At 59.6% G+C, this 13,229-nt stretch carries 18 protein-coding genes and 1 pseudogene; 18 read left to right on the forward strand and 1 reads right to left on the reverse strand.

Features of this window, described 5'->3' with window-relative positions; all coding sequences use genetic code 11:
* Positions 1 to 24 precede the first annotated feature (24 nt).
* From CTATCC11996_RS18105 to CTATCC11996_RS26590, 9 genes and pseudogenes are all read left to right on the forward strand, one after another.
* Positions 25 to 408, forward strand: coding sequence for a hypothetical protein (locus CTATCC11996_RS18105; RefSeq protein ID WP_003078889.1), 384 nt, complete (start codon positions 25 to 27; stop codon positions 406 to 408).
* A 2-nt stretch (positions 409 to 410) separates the two neighbouring features.
* Positions 411 to 770, forward strand: coding sequence for a head-tail connector protein (locus tag CTATCC11996_RS18110; RefSeq protein WP_003078891.1), 360 nt, complete (start codon positions 411 to 413; stop codon positions 768 to 770).
* 69 nt (positions 771 to 839) lie between these two features.
* Positions 840 to 1,040: a hypothetical protein gene (locus CTATCC11996_RS18115; protein WP_003078892.1), complete on the forward strand. Its 201-nt coding sequence runs from the start codon at positions 840 to 842 to the stop codon at positions 1,038 to 1,040.
* Positions 1,037 to 1,381, forward strand: a complete 345-nt coding sequence (locus CTATCC11996_RS18120; protein ID WP_003078894.1) for a phage head closure protein — start codon at positions 1,037 to 1,039, stop codon at positions 1,379 to 1,381. Before CTATCC11996_RS18115 ends, CTATCC11996_RS18120 begins: the two co-directional genes overlap by 4 nt.
* Complete coding sequence (locus tag CTATCC11996_RS18125; protein ID WP_003078897.1) at positions 1,371 to 1,844, forward strand: HK97-gp10 family putative phage morphogenesis protein; 474 nt, start codon at positions 1,371 to 1,373, stop codon at positions 1,842 to 1,844. Before CTATCC11996_RS18120 ends, CTATCC11996_RS18125 begins: the two co-directional genes overlap by 11 nt.
* On the forward strand, positions 1,841 to 2,209 hold the full coding sequence (locus CTATCC11996_RS18130; protein WP_003078899.1) for a DUF3168 domain-containing protein: 369 nt from the start codon (positions 1,841 to 1,843) through the stop codon (positions 2,207 to 2,209). The genes CTATCC11996_RS18125 and CTATCC11996_RS18130 overlap by 4 nt, the downstream gene beginning before the upstream one ends.
* A 48-nt stretch (positions 2,210 to 2,257) precedes the next feature.
* Complete coding sequence (locus tag CTATCC11996_RS18135) at positions 2,258 to 2,758, forward strand: phage tail tube protein (protein ID WP_034349571.1); 501 nt, start codon at positions 2,258 to 2,260, stop codon at positions 2,756 to 2,758.
* Positions 2,755 to 3,213 carry a phage tail assembly chaperone family protein, TAC gene (locus CTATCC11996_RS18140; protein ID WP_003078903.1) on the forward strand — a complete coding sequence of 153 codons (459 nt, stop codon included), beginning with the start codon at positions 2,755 to 2,757 and terminating at the stop codon, positions 3,211 to 3,213. Before CTATCC11996_RS18135 ends, CTATCC11996_RS18140 begins: the two co-directional genes overlap by 4 nt.
* Positions 3,210 to 3,293: pseudogene (locus tag CTATCC11996_RS26590) on the forward strand (hypothetical protein); the annotation flags it as partial. The gene CTATCC11996_RS18140 and the pseudogene CTATCC11996_RS26590, both read left to right, overlap by 4 nt.
* A 3-nt stretch (positions 3,294 to 3,296) precedes the next feature.
* Here the strand turns inward: CTATCC11996_RS26590 and CTATCC11996_RS26595 are convergent.
* Positions 3,297 to 4,094 carry a hypothetical protein gene (locus tag CTATCC11996_RS26595; protein WP_238532426.1) on the reverse strand — a complete coding sequence of 266 codons (798 nt, stop codon included), beginning with the start codon at positions 4,092 to 4,094 and terminating at the stop codon, positions 3,297 to 3,299.
* Here CTATCC11996_RS26595 and CTATCC11996_RS24660 point away from each other — a divergent pair.
* The 9 genes from CTATCC11996_RS24660 (at position 4,035) to CTATCC11996_RS18195 (ending at position 13,133) form a co-directional block, all read left to right on the forward strand.
* Complete coding sequence (locus CTATCC11996_RS24660; protein WP_157999251.1) at positions 4,035 to 6,059, forward strand: phage tail tape measure protein; 2,025 nt, start codon at positions 4,035 to 4,037, stop codon at positions 6,057 to 6,059. The genes CTATCC11996_RS26595 and CTATCC11996_RS24660 overlap by 60 nt on opposite strands.
* On the forward strand, positions 6,060 to 6,527 hold the full coding sequence (locus CTATCC11996_RS18160; RefSeq protein ID WP_034349572.1) for a hypothetical protein: 468 nt from the start codon (positions 6,060 to 6,062) through the stop codon (positions 6,525 to 6,527).
* Positions 6,528 to 6,529: 2 nt separating this feature from the next.
* A complete protein-coding gene (locus CTATCC11996_RS18165; protein ID WP_003078912.1) occupies positions 6,530 to 7,021 on the forward strand; it encodes a DUF1833 family protein in 492 nt (163 codons plus the stop codon).
* Positions 7,018 to 7,494, forward strand: coding sequence for a hypothetical protein (locus CTATCC11996_RS18170; RefSeq protein WP_003078913.1), 477 nt, complete (start codon positions 7,018 to 7,020; stop codon positions 7,492 to 7,494). Before CTATCC11996_RS18165 ends, CTATCC11996_RS18170 begins: the two co-directional genes overlap by 4 nt.
* Positions 7,394 to 10,078 (forward strand): host specificity factor TipJ family phage tail protein, encoded by a 2,685-nt coding sequence (locus CTATCC11996_RS18175; protein WP_080569896.1) that lies wholly within the window; start codon positions 7,394 to 7,396, stop codon positions 10,076 to 10,078. Before CTATCC11996_RS18170 ends, CTATCC11996_RS18175 begins: the two co-directional genes overlap by 101 nt.
* An 82-nt stretch (positions 10,079 to 10,160) precedes the next feature.
* Complete coding sequence (locus CTATCC11996_RS18180; protein ID WP_003078917.1) at positions 10,161 to 11,858, forward strand: glycosyl hydrolase family 28-related protein; 1,698 nt, start codon at positions 10,161 to 10,163, stop codon at positions 11,856 to 11,858.
* A 65-nt stretch (positions 11,859 to 11,923) separates the two neighbouring features.
* A complete protein-coding gene (locus CTATCC11996_RS18185; protein ID WP_003078919.1) occupies positions 11,924 to 12,217 on the forward strand; it encodes a hypothetical protein in 294 nt (97 codons plus the stop codon).
* Positions 12,217 to 12,687 carry a lysozyme gene (locus CTATCC11996_RS18190; protein WP_003078922.1) on the forward strand — a complete coding sequence of 157 codons (471 nt, stop codon included), beginning with the start codon at positions 12,217 to 12,219 and terminating at the stop codon, positions 12,685 to 12,687. The genes CTATCC11996_RS18185 and CTATCC11996_RS18190 overlap by 1 nt, the downstream gene beginning before the upstream one ends.
* A gap of 20 nt (positions 12,688 to 12,707) precedes the next feature.
* Positions 12,708 to 13,133 (forward strand): hypothetical protein, encoded by a 426-nt coding sequence (locus tag CTATCC11996_RS18195; protein WP_236597797.1) that lies wholly within the window; start codon positions 12,708 to 12,710, stop codon positions 13,131 to 13,133.
* The last annotated feature ends 96 nt before the right edge of the window (positions 13,134 to 13,229 follow it).

The raw sequence follows: 13,229 nt of genomic DNA on the forward strand, positions 1-13,229 counted from the left end.
TGGCCTTTGCCTTTGGAGAATGAAATGGAATATGAGATCGGAAAGACGTTCAAAAGCGGCGACAAGCTGCTGAAGCCTGGTGATCCTTTGCCTGCCGCCATGGACAAGATCACTCTGGACCACTACAAGCGCCACGGCATGGTGCGCGAAGTCAAGCCGCAGGAATCCAAGCCCGACGCATCGAAACGTCGCACGACAACACCGCGCCAGAAGGAAATCAAGTCTGCAGGCCCAGGTGATAGCAATCAATCCGCAGGTCAGTCTGATCTGTCTGCTGGTAATGAACAGGTGCGCAGCGGCAGTGATGGCCAGGCAGACGGCACTGTGCACACGTCTGCACAGGAACCCGGCGACTCTTCTGCTGCCGCCCCTGCATCTGATTCGAGCGCCGCTCAACCCGAGGCTTGATCATGGCCATTGAGCTTGTCACATTGGCTCAGGCCAAGGCCCATCTGCGTGTCAGGCACGATCACGAAGACAGCGATATCCAGCTCAAGCTCAATGCAGCCACTCGCATGGCCATCGTCTATCTGGACCGTGATGTGTACGAAAGCCAGGCGGCGCTTGATGCAGCAATTGCAGCTGGAGCGGCGCGGCCATACCCGCTTCTGGTAACAGATGACGACATGGATATGGTCCGGGCCGGCATTCTTTTGACGCTAGGCGACTTGTTCGCAAACCGCGAAGAGGTAGTGACTGGGACTATCACCTCCCAGTTGCCTACGGGTGCCAAAGCATGTTTGCGGCCTCTGCGCCGCTTGGGAGCTTGACCATGGCCTGTGCAGATTGCGAAGCCCGCCGGCAGTGGATGCTGAAGTGGGGGAAGGAGAGTCTGAATCGTGCGAAACAAATCCTCGGTATCGCTGACGCGCCAGCTCCTGCAGAGCCAGCAGCAACTGGTGATGCAGATCCAGGCTCAGACGCAGGCGGTCAATCGCCTGGCCCAGTCGATTGAGCAACTGGCCGAAGTCATTGCTCTGGACTATGCGGAGCAGGATCTGCCCACCAATGTGGGTCTTGATGGGAGGGCACTCGGATGATTCGCGCTGGCTCTCTCAATCATCTGCTCAGCCTGCAGCAGCGGCAGACCGGGCGGGACCCGGACACAGGTGCAGTCATCAATGAGGTCTGGATAGAGATCGGAAAGCTCTGGGCCAGCATTGAGCCCCTGAGCGGCCGGGCATTCATTGCCGCTGCTGCAGCCCAGAGCGAAATATCGGCTCACATCATCACTTACCGAGATCCGCGTGTGAAACGTGGAATGCGCTTTGTCAGCGATGACGGCAGCATCTATCCCATCGCGGCCGCACTTCCTGACAAGAAGAATGGTCGCGAGTATCAGACCCACCCAGTCAGTGAGGGCGTGAACGATGGCAAATGACATCAAATTCACTTTGAGCGGCGCGGGTGAGCTGCGCAAGCGATTGCTTGCGTTGCCGCGCGAGCTGCAGCTCAAGCCTGGCCGGTCGGCGCTGGGTCAGGCTGCAAGCGTGGTGCGCAGGCAAGCCAAGATCAATGCAGAGAGCATTGATGATGCTGAAACGGGTCGCAAGATCTCGGACAACATCATTCAGCGATTTCGCAGCCGCCACTACAAGCGCACAGGCGACCTGATGATCAGCGTGGGCGTCGGCACTGAAAAGGGCCGTATCCCCAAGGGGAACCCCGACACAGGCCCCAAGGGCAACACACCGCACTGGCATTTGATTGAACTGGGCACTGAGGTGGCAAAGCCCGAACCGTTCCTGGTGCCGGCGGCCCAGGCCACGGCAGAGCAGGCGATCAACTTGTTCGGCACGGATCTGGACAAGCAGATCACCAAGATCGTGAGCAAGCTGAAATGACAGTGCCTTTTTACCGTGTGGCGAAGGCGTCGCCTGCCGTGCTCGCTCTGCTGGGTGACCCGGAGCCTCGGATCTATCCCTGGGGCGAAAACGACGATGAAGAGCGTGTCTACCCCTATGTGACGTACCGCACCGACTTGCTGCCCAGCAACGTCATGGCCGGCCGTGCCTGCGCCGATGAGGGGCAGCTCTCAATCGACATCTGGGCAGAGTCTGCCCAATCAGCGAAGGCGGTGCGGGATGCTCTGCGCAGCGCGATTGAGCTGAACTGCTACATCAACACCATTCGCGACATGGGGCGTGACCCCTCAACGCGTACCTACCGCATCAGCCTGGACGTGAGCTGGTGGGTTCGCCGTACCTGATTTTTTCACCCATCCCGCCACGCGCGGAAACCACCGAAAGGAACCGCCATGCCTATGTTGCCCCAAGGCACGCAGCTCTATGCGCTCATGCCCAAAGACGCAGGCGCTGCTGAAGTTATCAAAGTCGCTTGCGCGCTGACCGTCGATACCGGCGAGGACGAGCGTGACGAGCACGATGACACTTGCCTGGAAGAGATGGAGTCGAAATCCACCTTTCCCGGGTTGACTACCCCTGGCGATGCCACGTTCACGGTGCGCATCGATCCCGCTGATCCGAGCCATGTCAAGCTCTGGTCCTTGTACAAGGCGCGCACCAAAGTGCTCTGGGCCATGGGCTGGGGCGACGGCGTGGACATCGATCCCACTGGCCCCGCCGCTGCTAATGAAGACTGGGAGCTGCCTGAGACACGTACCTGGAGTACCTGGCGCGGCCATATCTCGGGCATGAACTTCACGGGCTTCGAAGCAGGCGGGGCACCCGTGCAGGGCTCTGTCAAGATCAAGCGCTCCACTGCGGCTGAATGGCTGGTGAAGGGCCGCGCACCATGAATATTCAGGACTTGATGAACCGTGGTGGCTTTGTCGATTCCGCGCCCGTCCACAAGGAAATCAAGTGGCTGGATAAGGACGGCACGATCCACATCGACCATATTTGGGTCGTGCGTCAGCCTTTCGGCGTGATGGAAAGTTTCGCAGGCAAAGGGGAGCCTGACCGCAGTCAGGGTGCCAAGATGATCAGCCTCTCTGTCCGTTTGGGCATTGAAAAGCCCTCTGAGCAGCTGACTTATGACCAAGCATACAGCTTGTGGCCCTCGCTGGCCTGGGCCATGGTGGTCGCTATCAATGAGGTCAATGCCCCAAAAAACTCTCCGCCGCCGATGAATTCCTCCACGAGCTCGTCCTCGCAGGCATCGGCGGCTGGACAGTTGCGCAAGCCAAGGCGAACCTCAGCTACGAAGAAGTCCTTGCCTGGCAAGAGTACCGGCGGCTCCACGGCCCTTTGACTCTTGCCAAGCACATCGCCAATGCTGGGGCCACGGTGTCGCTCACTGTCAGCAGCACTGTGCCCCGCAAGCGTGGCAGCAAGTCACCCGCGTTCTCTGACTTCCTTCCTCAGTGGGGGGAGCGGTCGGCGAGCGGTGCAGTGCTGACGCTGGAGGAGGCAATGAAGCTTCTGTGATTTCCTATATGCCGCCTTCGAGCGGCGATCCTTATGGGCGCTTGAAACATGGCACGGCAACTTGGCACACTGACAATCGATCTGATCGCCAAAATCGGTGGCTTTGTCAAAGGCATGACCGATGCTGAGCGCGCCGCAGATCGCAAGTCCCGAGAGATGGAGCAAAAGCTCAAGGCTCGGGCTCAAAGCGTAGAAAAGGCATGGGCCGGTATTGGCACGGTACTCACTGCAACCATCGCGGGAATCAGCGTTACAGGGGCGGTGCAAGGGGTAGTCAACCTGGCCAAGGAAACGGCCAATGCTGCCAAAGAGGTTGAGACGCTGTCGCGTATCTCTGGAACGTCTACCACTCGCTTTCAAGAGTTGGCTTATGGTGCCCAGCAGGTTGGCGTGAGCGGCGAGAAAATGGCCGACATCTTCAAGGATGTGCAGGACAAGTTTGGCGATTTTGCGCAGACCGGCGGCGGCGAAATGAAGGACTTCTTCGAGAAGATCGCTCCCAAGGTCGGTGTGACTATCGACCAGTTCCGCAAACTCTCCGGTGCTGATGCCTTGCAGCTGTACTACAACAGTTTGGCCAAGGCCAACCTGTCCCAGCAGGACATGGTTTTCTACCTGGAGGCTGTGGCCAATGATGCTACGGCCTTGCAGCCTTTGCTGCAAAACAACGGCAAAGCCTGGAATGAGTTGGCTGCCGAGGCGCAAAAATATGGCTTGGTGCTCAATCAGGACGCGCTGGCGGCCAGTGCTGCATATCGTGATGAGACACGAAAGCTTGAAGCCAATCTGCAAGGCATCAAGAATGCTGTGGCTGTGGAGGTGCTCCCGGCGCTTACTCAGCTCAATAGCCAACTAGCTGATGAAAGCACGCGGCAGGCCTTTGCAACGCTCATGAGCTGGGTTGTCGATCTGACCAATGTGGTAGTGAAAGCTTCCGCCAATATCGTCGCTTTCATCAACACGAAAAACAAGCTTGGTGCGCTTCTTGGAACGGATGACTTCGGCAAGATGAAGGCTTCCGCATCGGAGGCCTCTGCCCATGTCGAACGTTTGACCGGCACACTGGAGCGTCACCAGGAAGCTCTCAGCAGAGATCCGGGGAATGCGCGGCTGCAGCGTAATGTAAGCAAGACGCGCGATCTGCTTTTTCAGGCGCAGAACGCGGCAGTGGATGCATCGGATGCCCTAAAGAACTGGGCAAATCAAAAGGATGTTCAAGTCCCTAAGGTTGAGCTCCCGGAGCCTCCGAAGCCCAAAGGACCCTATTCCCCGGTAACGCCGCCGAAACCTGATGGAGGCAAAGGCAAGTCCCAAGCCGAAAAAGATCAGGAGGCCGCAGAAAAGTTCTTGCAGTCCTTGCGAGATCAGGCTTTCAAGATTGAGGAGAGATCGGCATACGAGCAGCTCTTCTACGATATCCAAAGCAAAAGCTTGAAGCTCTCAGAGTCTCAGCTCAGCAAAGCGACTGGCCTTGCAACGGCCATCGATATGTCTAAGGAGGCAGAGCGCCAGCGTGCGGTCGAAGTGGAGCGCAGCAATGTGCTCTATGAGGCGCAGAACCGTCTGATCGCCAAAGAGCAGCAACTGCAGTTGGAGCTTCTGACCTACGGGATGGGTGATAAGTCTGCCGCAGAGCTGCACGAAAAGATCTCGCTGATGCAGCAGCACCAGGCAGAGCTGAGAAAGCTGCAGCAAGACCAGGCCAGCGCAGTCATCGGTGCGGATACTGAGAAAGAGCGTCAACGCATCCAGGCCGCGTTTGCTGAGCGTATTCGGATCACGCAGACCGCCCAGCAGCAGGAGCTGCAGCTGTATGAAGACTTCCTGCAGCAAAAGCGCGAGCGCGAGGGAAATTGGCTGCTCGGTGCTCAGTCGGGTCTCGCAACGTATCTGGAAAACGCCCGCGACATGTACTCGCAGGCGCAGGGTATCGCATCCAGGGCCTTCACTGGCATGGAGGACATGCTGGTCAACTTCGTCAAGACCGGCAAGATGGATGTGGGGAGCCTGTTCGCTTCAATTGGCGAAGAAGTGCTACGCATGCTGATCCGCATGGGCATCCAGATGGTGGCCAATAAGCTGCTGGGCGATACGTTGCAGGCGGCTGGTGTAGCCACTTCTCTGGCTGCTGGTGCTGCGACTGCTGCAGCTTGGGCGCCGGCTGCTGCCATGGCTTCGCTCGCATCGTTTGGTGCGAATGCGGCGCCTGCCAGTGCGGGCATTGCCAGCACGGTGGCCCTGAGCCAAGGTCTGGCCATGATCCCCGGCTTTGACCAGGGTGGCTATACCGGTCCTGGTGCACGGCTGCAGATCGCGGGCTGGGTGCATGCGGGCGAGGGCGTTCTCAACCAGGACGACATGGCCGCGCTCGGTGGGCCTGCAGCATTCGAGGCATTCCGTCGCAGCCTGCACGGCATGCCGGGCTATGCCAGCGGGGGCGTTGTTGGTGCGCCGCGTATTGCAACGCGTGCTGACTATGCGGCGCAGCTTGCAGGCAGCGCACCCATCGTCAATGTCATCGAGGACGCCAGCAAGGCCGGCCAGATCGAGCAGACGCAAAACGCTGATGGCAGCTACAGCACGAACGTGTTTGTTCGCAATATCCGCAGCGGCGGCGAGGAAGCAACTGCGCTGGAAACAACTTACGGGCTGACGCGCCGAGGACGATAGATGGCATTCACTTCAAACATTGACTGGCCGCAGGGCTTCCCCTGCGTGCTGCGTGATGGGCATACAACCCGACACGTCAAGCCATTTGTGCGAACCCCTATGGCATCGGGGCGGTCTCGGCAGCGCCGCAAATTTAAGAGTGTGCCGAGTATGCACACGTGTGCATGGCTGATGACGGAGGCGCAAGCACTGTCCTTTGAGGCGTGGTTTGTTGAGACGCTGATCGATGGTACGGAGTGGTTCAACATGCCGCTCAGGACGCCCATGGGGCCGGGGAAGCTGCTTTGCCGATTCGCGGACATGTATGAAGGCCCGGATTTGGTGGGGATCGACCGCTGGCAGATCTCCGCTCCGATTGAGGTGTGGGCGCGGCCGCTGCTGCCGCCTGGCTGGGGCTTGCTGCCGGAGTTGGTGATCGGCTCCAGCATCATCGACCGGGCGGTGAATCAAGAATGGCCGGAGGGGTAGACATGGCAACCAGTACAGCCTTGAAGCTGCTCTATGCCGGCGACGATGTGACGACCGTGCGCATCTGTACTCTGGACATCGAGCTGCCGGGTGGCGAGCACATACGTCTAGCGCACAGCTATGAAGATCTCACGCTGGGGGTGGACGGGGTGCCGCAGCTCTTTGAGGCCTGCGGCCTGGAGATCTCCCTGCCGGAGCGCAGCACCATCGGAAACCAGTCTCTGCGCTTTGGCCTGGGAGTGGTCGATGGTCGCGCGCACCGCTTGATCAGTGATGCGCTCGACTCTGGCCAGCCTTCGTATGTGGTCTACCGCGAGTATGTGTCGACCGACACATCGGCGCCGGCGGCTGCACCGAAGCGCATGCTGATCCAGGGAGGCGATCTGAATAGCAATGCTCTGCAGATTGAGGCCAGTTACTTCGATCTGCTCAATCTGGCCTGGCCGCGTGATCGCTACACGGCGGACAAGGCGCCTGGCGTCAAGTACCAATGAGGCAGTTCCTGCGGACGCGCTATGTGCGAGGCGGGCGTGGCCCCGTGGACTACGACTGCTGGGGCCTGGTGCGCGATGCGCGCACGGCCCTGTTCGGTCGGGCCTTGCTGCCGACCCTGCAGGATGCCTGGCCGGGTGAGCTGCGCGGCATCACGCGGGCAGTCGAGCGGGTCATAGCCTTGCATGGCTTCGCGCCGTGCAGCCCTCGGGCAGGCGCGGTTGCCACGGCCTGGAGGGCCAGCCTGTGCGTGCATGTGGGGCTGGTGGTCGAGGTGGACGGCCAGCTGCGAATACTCGAAACCGATGAGCCCGATGGGCCATGTCTGACTGCTCTCAACCGATTTCAGGCCCGCTACACGCGGGTTTTGTTTTATGACGATCAAGATTTACCCCGGACAGATGCCGAGTCAGCCTGTGGAGTCGCACCCTTGGGCGGGCACGATTGCGGGCTGGTTCGCGGCGGTGGGCATTGACTATGCGGCGCGCGAGATCCAGCCCATCACGCTGCACCTGAATGGCGTGCTGCTGCCGGTGGAGGCCTGGGCCCAGACGGTGATCAGCAATGAAGACCAGGTTGATATCCGCCCCATCCCTCACGGCGGCGTCTTCAAGCTGGTGGGCAGCATCTTCAACTTCTTCTTTGGCTGGCTGCTCCCATCGACTAGCAACCAGCGCTATGACACGCCGCAAGGCAAGCAGCTGAGCTCGGCCGAGGGTAAGGCGAACACGGCAAAGCTCAATGGCGTGGTGCCTGAGCTGCTGGGCCAGTTCATTCGCTACCCGGACTATCTGACCCCGCCGCGCCGCTACTTCAGCACGCCGCGTGAGCAATGGCTGGAGATGTTGCTCTGTGTCGGCCCCGGCCAGTACCAGATCGACCCGGCCACGGTCAAGATCGGCAACACGCCACTGAGCACGCTGGAGGGCGCAGAGTTCACGGTGCATGGGCCTGGTGCCGATATCGGCGGCATCACCCAGCATGAAAACTGGTACAGCTGCCCGGAGGTGGGCGGCACCAGCGCCGGAACGGCGGGGCTTGAGCTGAGCGCCATTGATTCGGGCAACGTCAATCCTACGGCTGGCAGCTATGCGCTCAATGGCGCGCAGATCACGGCCGACGTGGATTGGCCCAATGCCTGGGGCTCTGGCACCGCCATGTCGCTGATGTTTGAGCAAGACGTGACGGTCGCCACGGTGCTGATGACGGGCGAGGAGGGTGGCTCCTACAACACCTTCACAGCCGACTGGAGCGAGATTGCGCCATCGCTGTGGATGCTGCTCACGGCTTCAGGTGCGCTCACTGGCTCGCTGCGAGTGGAATCCGTGGCCGGCAACATGATCACCCTGGCTGAGCCTGTCAGCGACGGTGACGGGGGCTTTACCTATAGGCTCATCAGCGGCCTGCCCGATGGGGTCATATCGCTGGCCGTGTGCCGGGCAGGGCGTACCTACACGGCCGCGTCAGTGGCCGGCCAGGTGCTGACGCTTGCACCCAGCGAAGGCGGCAGCTGGGCGGGCTTTGTGCCGCGCACAGTGCCGGCGGCTAAGGCAAGCTTTACCGTGCAGGCCGACACCGTCTACGGCGAGCAGGCTGGCCCCTTTGTAAGCTGCCCGGCCGCTGAGGTCTCCACCACGCTGGAGGTCGATATCTTCTTCAGCCAGGGCCTTTGCTATGTCTCCGACAAGGGGGAGGTGCAGGGTAGATCCGTGGGGGTGGAGATCCAGTACCGCGACTACGCCGCCGGCGGCGCCTGGCAGAGCGTGGTCAAGTGGTACACCGATGCCACCATGGACCAGATCGGTTTCACCGAGCGTATCGCCTTGCCTTATGCCATGCGGCCGCAGGTGCGCGTGCGGCGCCGGGGTGCCAAGAGCACTAGCACGCAGGTGCACGATGAGGTGCAGTGGTATGCCATGCGCACGCGGTTGCCAACCCGCACCAGCTACCCGGACTGGACCACGCTGAGCGTGCGGGTGCGGGGCCTGGGGCAGATCGCAGCCAGGTCGGAGAACCAGGTCAACCTGGTGGCTACACGCATGCTGCCCGTGCTTCAAGGCGATGGCTCCTGGAGCGCAGAACAGCCTACACGGGATATCTCGGCCGCTCTGCGGCACATCAGCAGCACGGTGGGCTATGGCCTGGACAGCATCGACATGGCGGAGCTGCAGCACCTGCATGGCATCTGGATGACTCGCGGTGAAACGGCAGACCATGTGTTTGACGAAACCACAGTGCTCGCCGCCCTGCAGGCAGTGCTGGCCGCTGGCATGTCCGAGCTGACGATTGATGACGGCCTGCTGCGCTCTGTGCGCGCGGGTGTGCGTACGGTCGAAGACGGCCATGCCTACAGCGCGCAGAACACCATGGAGGGCATTGCGCGGTCATTCACCGGCATTCGGCCTGACGACAACGATGGCGTGGAGGTGGAGTTCAGCGACGCCGGCGACAACTGGAACACCAAGACGGTGAACTGTGTGCTGCCTGGCTCGCTGGGCATCAAGCTGGAAAAGCTCAAAGTACTGGGGGTGACAGACCGCACGCGCGCCTGGCGCATCGGCATGCGCCGCGCCCGGCAGCAGCGGTATGAGCGCTGGACTTACAGCTTTACCACGGAGCTGGACGCGCTGAACAACAGCTACGGCGACTTTGTCAGCCTAGTCGATGACATCCCCGGCTTCGGCCAGTCGGCCCTGCTCACTGGCATCAGCAATGCCAGCGGCCAGGCCCGGCTGGAGGTGACCGAGCCGCTGCGCTGGGATAGCGCAGATTCGTATGTCGTGGCGTTTCGCAGGCCTGACGGCACGCTGGCCGGGCCATGGCCAGCAGCTCAAGGGGCAAGCGCCTATGAAGTGCTGGCCCCGATCCCGGCTGGGGAGTGGCCGCAGATCAAGCTGCCGGAGCCTCCCCATGTGTATTTCGGGCCGGTCACCCGCTGGAGCTTCCCGGCCATCGTCAAGAAGGTCAGCCCCAGCGGTACCGATGGAGCCAGCATGCAGTGCGTGAACTACGACGCCCGCCTGTTCGATGACGACAACAACGCGCCACCGCCAATTTGAGTAGCAGGCCGCCTGGCCGTAGAGATCTTCAACACCCGCCCGCTTGGTTCGCCCAGCGGGCTTTTTGTTTCTGTGAGGGCGCATGACCACTTACAACACCCACAATCCTCTGGGTAGCCAAGACCCACGCGACCTGTTCGATAACGCGCAGAACATGGACCGCGCGGTGAACTCTCAGACTGCGGAAGAATGGATCGACCGCCTCGGGAAGCCGCGTAAGACCTGGCATGGCATCGAGAAAACGGCTAAGCTCGATATTGCGCAGGCGGTATCAGAAGCAACCGTCGAGGCAGGAAGCTACCGTGATCAGGCACAAGTGGCTCGCGATGATGCAATTGCTGCAGCAGCGGCCAGCGGCCCACTCAAGTTCTACGTCACCTATGCCCAAGCTGAGGCGGACAGAGCCAACATACCCCTTGATGGTTTGGTCGAAATCGCACGGGATGAAACCAAGAATGGCGCGCGCACGAGGTACTTCAACCGTGTATCAGGGCTGGATTTTGCAGTCAATCTAGATCAGTTGAGACTTGATCTTATCGACCCTGCAATGGGGGCGATGATCGTTGCGTTTCTCGATGGCCGCACAGTCAAAGACAAGTTGCTCGATGAAATCAACATCAAGGACTATGGCGACGTTGGAAACGGACAGATAGCCGATGCCGCGTTGGCAGCTGCGATAGCTGCAGCCAATGGTCCCGGTCTTATCCGATTTCCAGCTGGCAACTACGTTTTCACCAGCAAGAAGACCCTTACATCGGCGAACATCGGCTTGCGATTTGTGGGCGATGGCGAAAGAACAACGATCATCACGAAGCAGTTCAATGGTGACTTGTTCGAGCTCGATGCCTGCCCATACCACAGCGTCAGCGAGATGACCTTGGACGGACAATACGGCACTTACACAGGCCGTGCCGCACTGGTAAAAGCAAACTCCCATTACCCACGCTATGAGAACTTCACGACAAAGGGATTCTCTGGCGAGCACATCGCCTTTGAGGCAAGCGCCGGCTTTGGAGCAGGAGTGAACAACCATACGGCCCTAGCTGGCTCTGGTCAGGGAGCAATTGTTGGCCTGAAGCTTTTGGGCAAGGACACGGGCTACAGCGTTCGCAGGATCACCAACCCGAACTATGCAGGCTCCATCGATCTTGCCGCTGGTTGCGACAACGTGTTCATCACGTCTGGTCAGGTCACTAAGGTCGACACATCCAATGACTGCGGCCACCTATTCATCCAAGGAGTTCGCTGGGGAAATGCAGGGGTCCGAGTCGATATTTATGGAAACACCTTTGTCACCGGATGCTCATTTGCGCAGTCTGTGCGCCTTATGCCTGGATGGGACGGCGTTTTTGTAGGAAATAGGCAGGACGGTGGGTCTGCGCCATATTTTGAGAATCTTGCATTCTCTGGACTTGTCTATCACAGCGCGCCGGATGGATCAACATTCCTTGCAAAAGCATCGTTAATCGCTAACATGCCAGGATCAATAGAAGTTGCTGGCGTAAATAGCGTTGGAGATACAGATTACACATTTAATCCAACGGCATCACCAACTCACTTAATATTCGACACAGCCTTTAGTGCCAATAGGAGTATTTCTCTTCCTACTTTAAATGTTGCATATGGGCAGAAATTACGGATAACACGGTCTGCTGCAAATGTTGGAGGGCCATGGACACTTGAAGTAGGAAGTACTGGAAAAACCATGGTCTATAACACATGGTGTGATTTGATATTTAATGGCAGCTTTTGGGCTGTTACTGCATCAGGAAATATTTAAATCAATATTTACCTGCGGTTTTTATCGGCCACCTTCGGGTGGCTTTTTCGTGCCAGGGAGGGCGAATGGACGATTACGGAAACGAGCTGCCTGCATTGACAAGGCTGCAGATCAACGACCGGTTTGATAAAGGAAGCGAGCGTATGGCAGCCATAGAGAGAGAGCTGGGCAAGACCCGGCAGGAACTTCACGAACTTAAGCAGCAGCTTTCCGACCTGCTGGAATTCTTCACGGCTATGCGCGGAGCCTTCAAGGTTCTGAACTGGTTGGGGAAGCTGGCAAAGCCAGTGGCGTATGTGGTCATGCTGGGCACGGCGTTGCTTGGATTCTGGACTGCGGTCCGTGCGCGAGGTGGCTGATGAGCTGGAAATCGAAATTCATCGCTATCGTTGGAGCCGGCGCAGCCGCCCTAGCTGTTCCCCTCGTTCAGCACTATGAGGGCACCGTGTTCAGCACCTATCGCGACCCGGTAGGCATCGTCACGGCGTGCACTGGTCACACAGGGCCCGAGCTCAAGATGGGGCAGACCTACACGCGTGAGCAGTGCGAGGAGATGCTCTACAAGGATTTGGCCAAGCACGCAAACGCCCTGAGCTGCGTGCGTACCCCACTGACGGACGGCCAGCGCGCGGCCTTTCTGAGCTTCGCCTTTAATGTGGGGGATGACGCCTTCTGCCGTAGCACCCTGGTGCGCAAGGCCAATGCGGGCGACATCAATGGCGCCTGCGCAGAGCTCAGCCGCTGGACCTATGCCAGCGGAAAGCAGCTGCCGGGCCTGGTTCGGCGCCGTGCTGCTGAGCGACAACTTTGCGAGCAGGGGTTGGCATGACTGGCCGAGCCAAGGTCCTGGTGCTGGTCGTGCTGCTGGCCATGGCCTTTTCCGCTGGCTGGTGGGTCAATGCCCAGCGCGCAGAGGCCCGCATATCACTCCTGAAAAAAGAGCATGCAGAGCAGAAGATGCGAGCTAGCGCATCGGCCCTGACTTCCTATTTGCGCATGGAGAAAACCAAGGATGACGCAATCAAGTCTGCCAAGGCTCGGTCCGAGATCCTGCTGGCTGATGCTGGTCGTGCTGCCGCTGCTGCTGACGGCCTGCGCAAGCAACTCGCCGGAGTGCCTTCCCGTATCGCAGCCGCTTCCCGCGCCGCCGTTGATGAGTACGCCGCAACCGCAGGAGAGCTACTCAGTTCGTGCACAGCGGAATATCAATGGATGGCAAGACAAGCTGATGGACACGCATCTGATGCGCGAATGATCCACGATGCATGGCCTTAGGCGCCACCAGATCGCTACTGCAATTTGGCATGTTTTCTTCGGAAAGCCGGACGACGCTGCCGGCTCCCGTAATGTTCCCTGAGCTCCCCCTAACTA

It is taken from the genome of Comamonas testosteroni ATCC 11996, assembly GCF_000241525.1.
Lineage (GTDB): Bacteria > Pseudomonadota > Gammaproteobacteria > Burkholderiales > Burkholderiaceae_C > Comamonas > Comamonas testosteroni.

What these genes read in the sequence shown, in the direction of transcription:
- CTATCC11996_RS18105 (WP_003078889.1), top strand. Translation starts at nt 25, where the DNA reads ATGGAATATGAGATCGGAAAGACGTTCAAAAGCGGCGACAAGCTGCTG.
- CTATCC11996_RS18110 (WP_003078891.1), top strand. Translation starts at nt 411, where the DNA reads ATGGCCATTGAGCTTGTCACATTGGCTCAGGCCAAGGCCCATCTGCGT.
- CTATCC11996_RS18120 (WP_003078894.1), top strand. Translation starts at nt 1,037, where the DNA reads ATGATTCGCGCTGGCTCTCTCAATCATCTGCTCAGCCTGCAGCAGCGG.
- CTATCC11996_RS18125 (WP_003078897.1), top strand. Translation starts at nt 1,371, where the DNA reads ATGGCAAATGACATCAAATTCACTTTGAGCGGCGCGGGTGAGCTGCGC.
- CTATCC11996_RS18130 (WP_003078899.1), top strand. Translation starts at nt 1,841, where the DNA reads ATGACAGTGCCTTTTTACCGTGTGGCGAAGGCGTCGCCTGCCGTGCTC.
- CTATCC11996_RS18135 (WP_034349571.1), top strand. Translation starts at nt 2,258, where the DNA reads ATGCCTATGTTGCCCCAAGGCACGCAGCTCTATGCGCTCATGCCCAAA.
- CTATCC11996_RS18140 (WP_003078903.1), top strand. Translation starts at nt 2,755, where the DNA reads ATGAATATTCAGGACTTGATGAACCGTGGTGGCTTTGTCGATTCCGCG.
- CTATCC11996_RS18160 (WP_034349572.1), top strand. Translation starts at nt 6,060, where the DNA reads ATGGCATTCACTTCAAACATTGACTGGCCGCAGGGCTTCCCCTGCGTG.
- CTATCC11996_RS18165 (WP_003078912.1), top strand. Translation starts at nt 6,530, where the DNA reads ATGGCAACCAGTACAGCCTTGAAGCTGCTCTATGCCGGCGACGATGTG.
- CTATCC11996_RS18170 (WP_003078913.1), top strand. Translation starts at nt 7,018, where the DNA reads ATGAGGCAGTTCCTGCGGACGCGCTATGTGCGAGGCGGGCGTGGCCCC.
- CTATCC11996_RS18175 (WP_080569896.1), top strand. Translation starts at nt 7,394, where the DNA reads ATGACGATCAAGATTTACCCCGGACAGATGCCGAGTCAGCCTGTGGAG.
- CTATCC11996_RS18180 (WP_003078917.1), top strand. Translation starts at nt 10,161, where the DNA reads ATGACCACTTACAACACCCACAATCCTCTGGGTAGCCAAGACCCACGC.
- CTATCC11996_RS18185 (WP_003078919.1), top strand. Translation starts at nt 11,924, where the DNA reads ATGGACGATTACGGAAACGAGCTGCCTGCATTGACAAGGCTGCAGATC.
- CTATCC11996_RS18190 (WP_003078922.1), top strand. Translation starts at nt 12,217, where the DNA reads ATGAGCTGGAAATCGAAATTCATCGCTATCGTTGGAGCCGGCGCAGCC.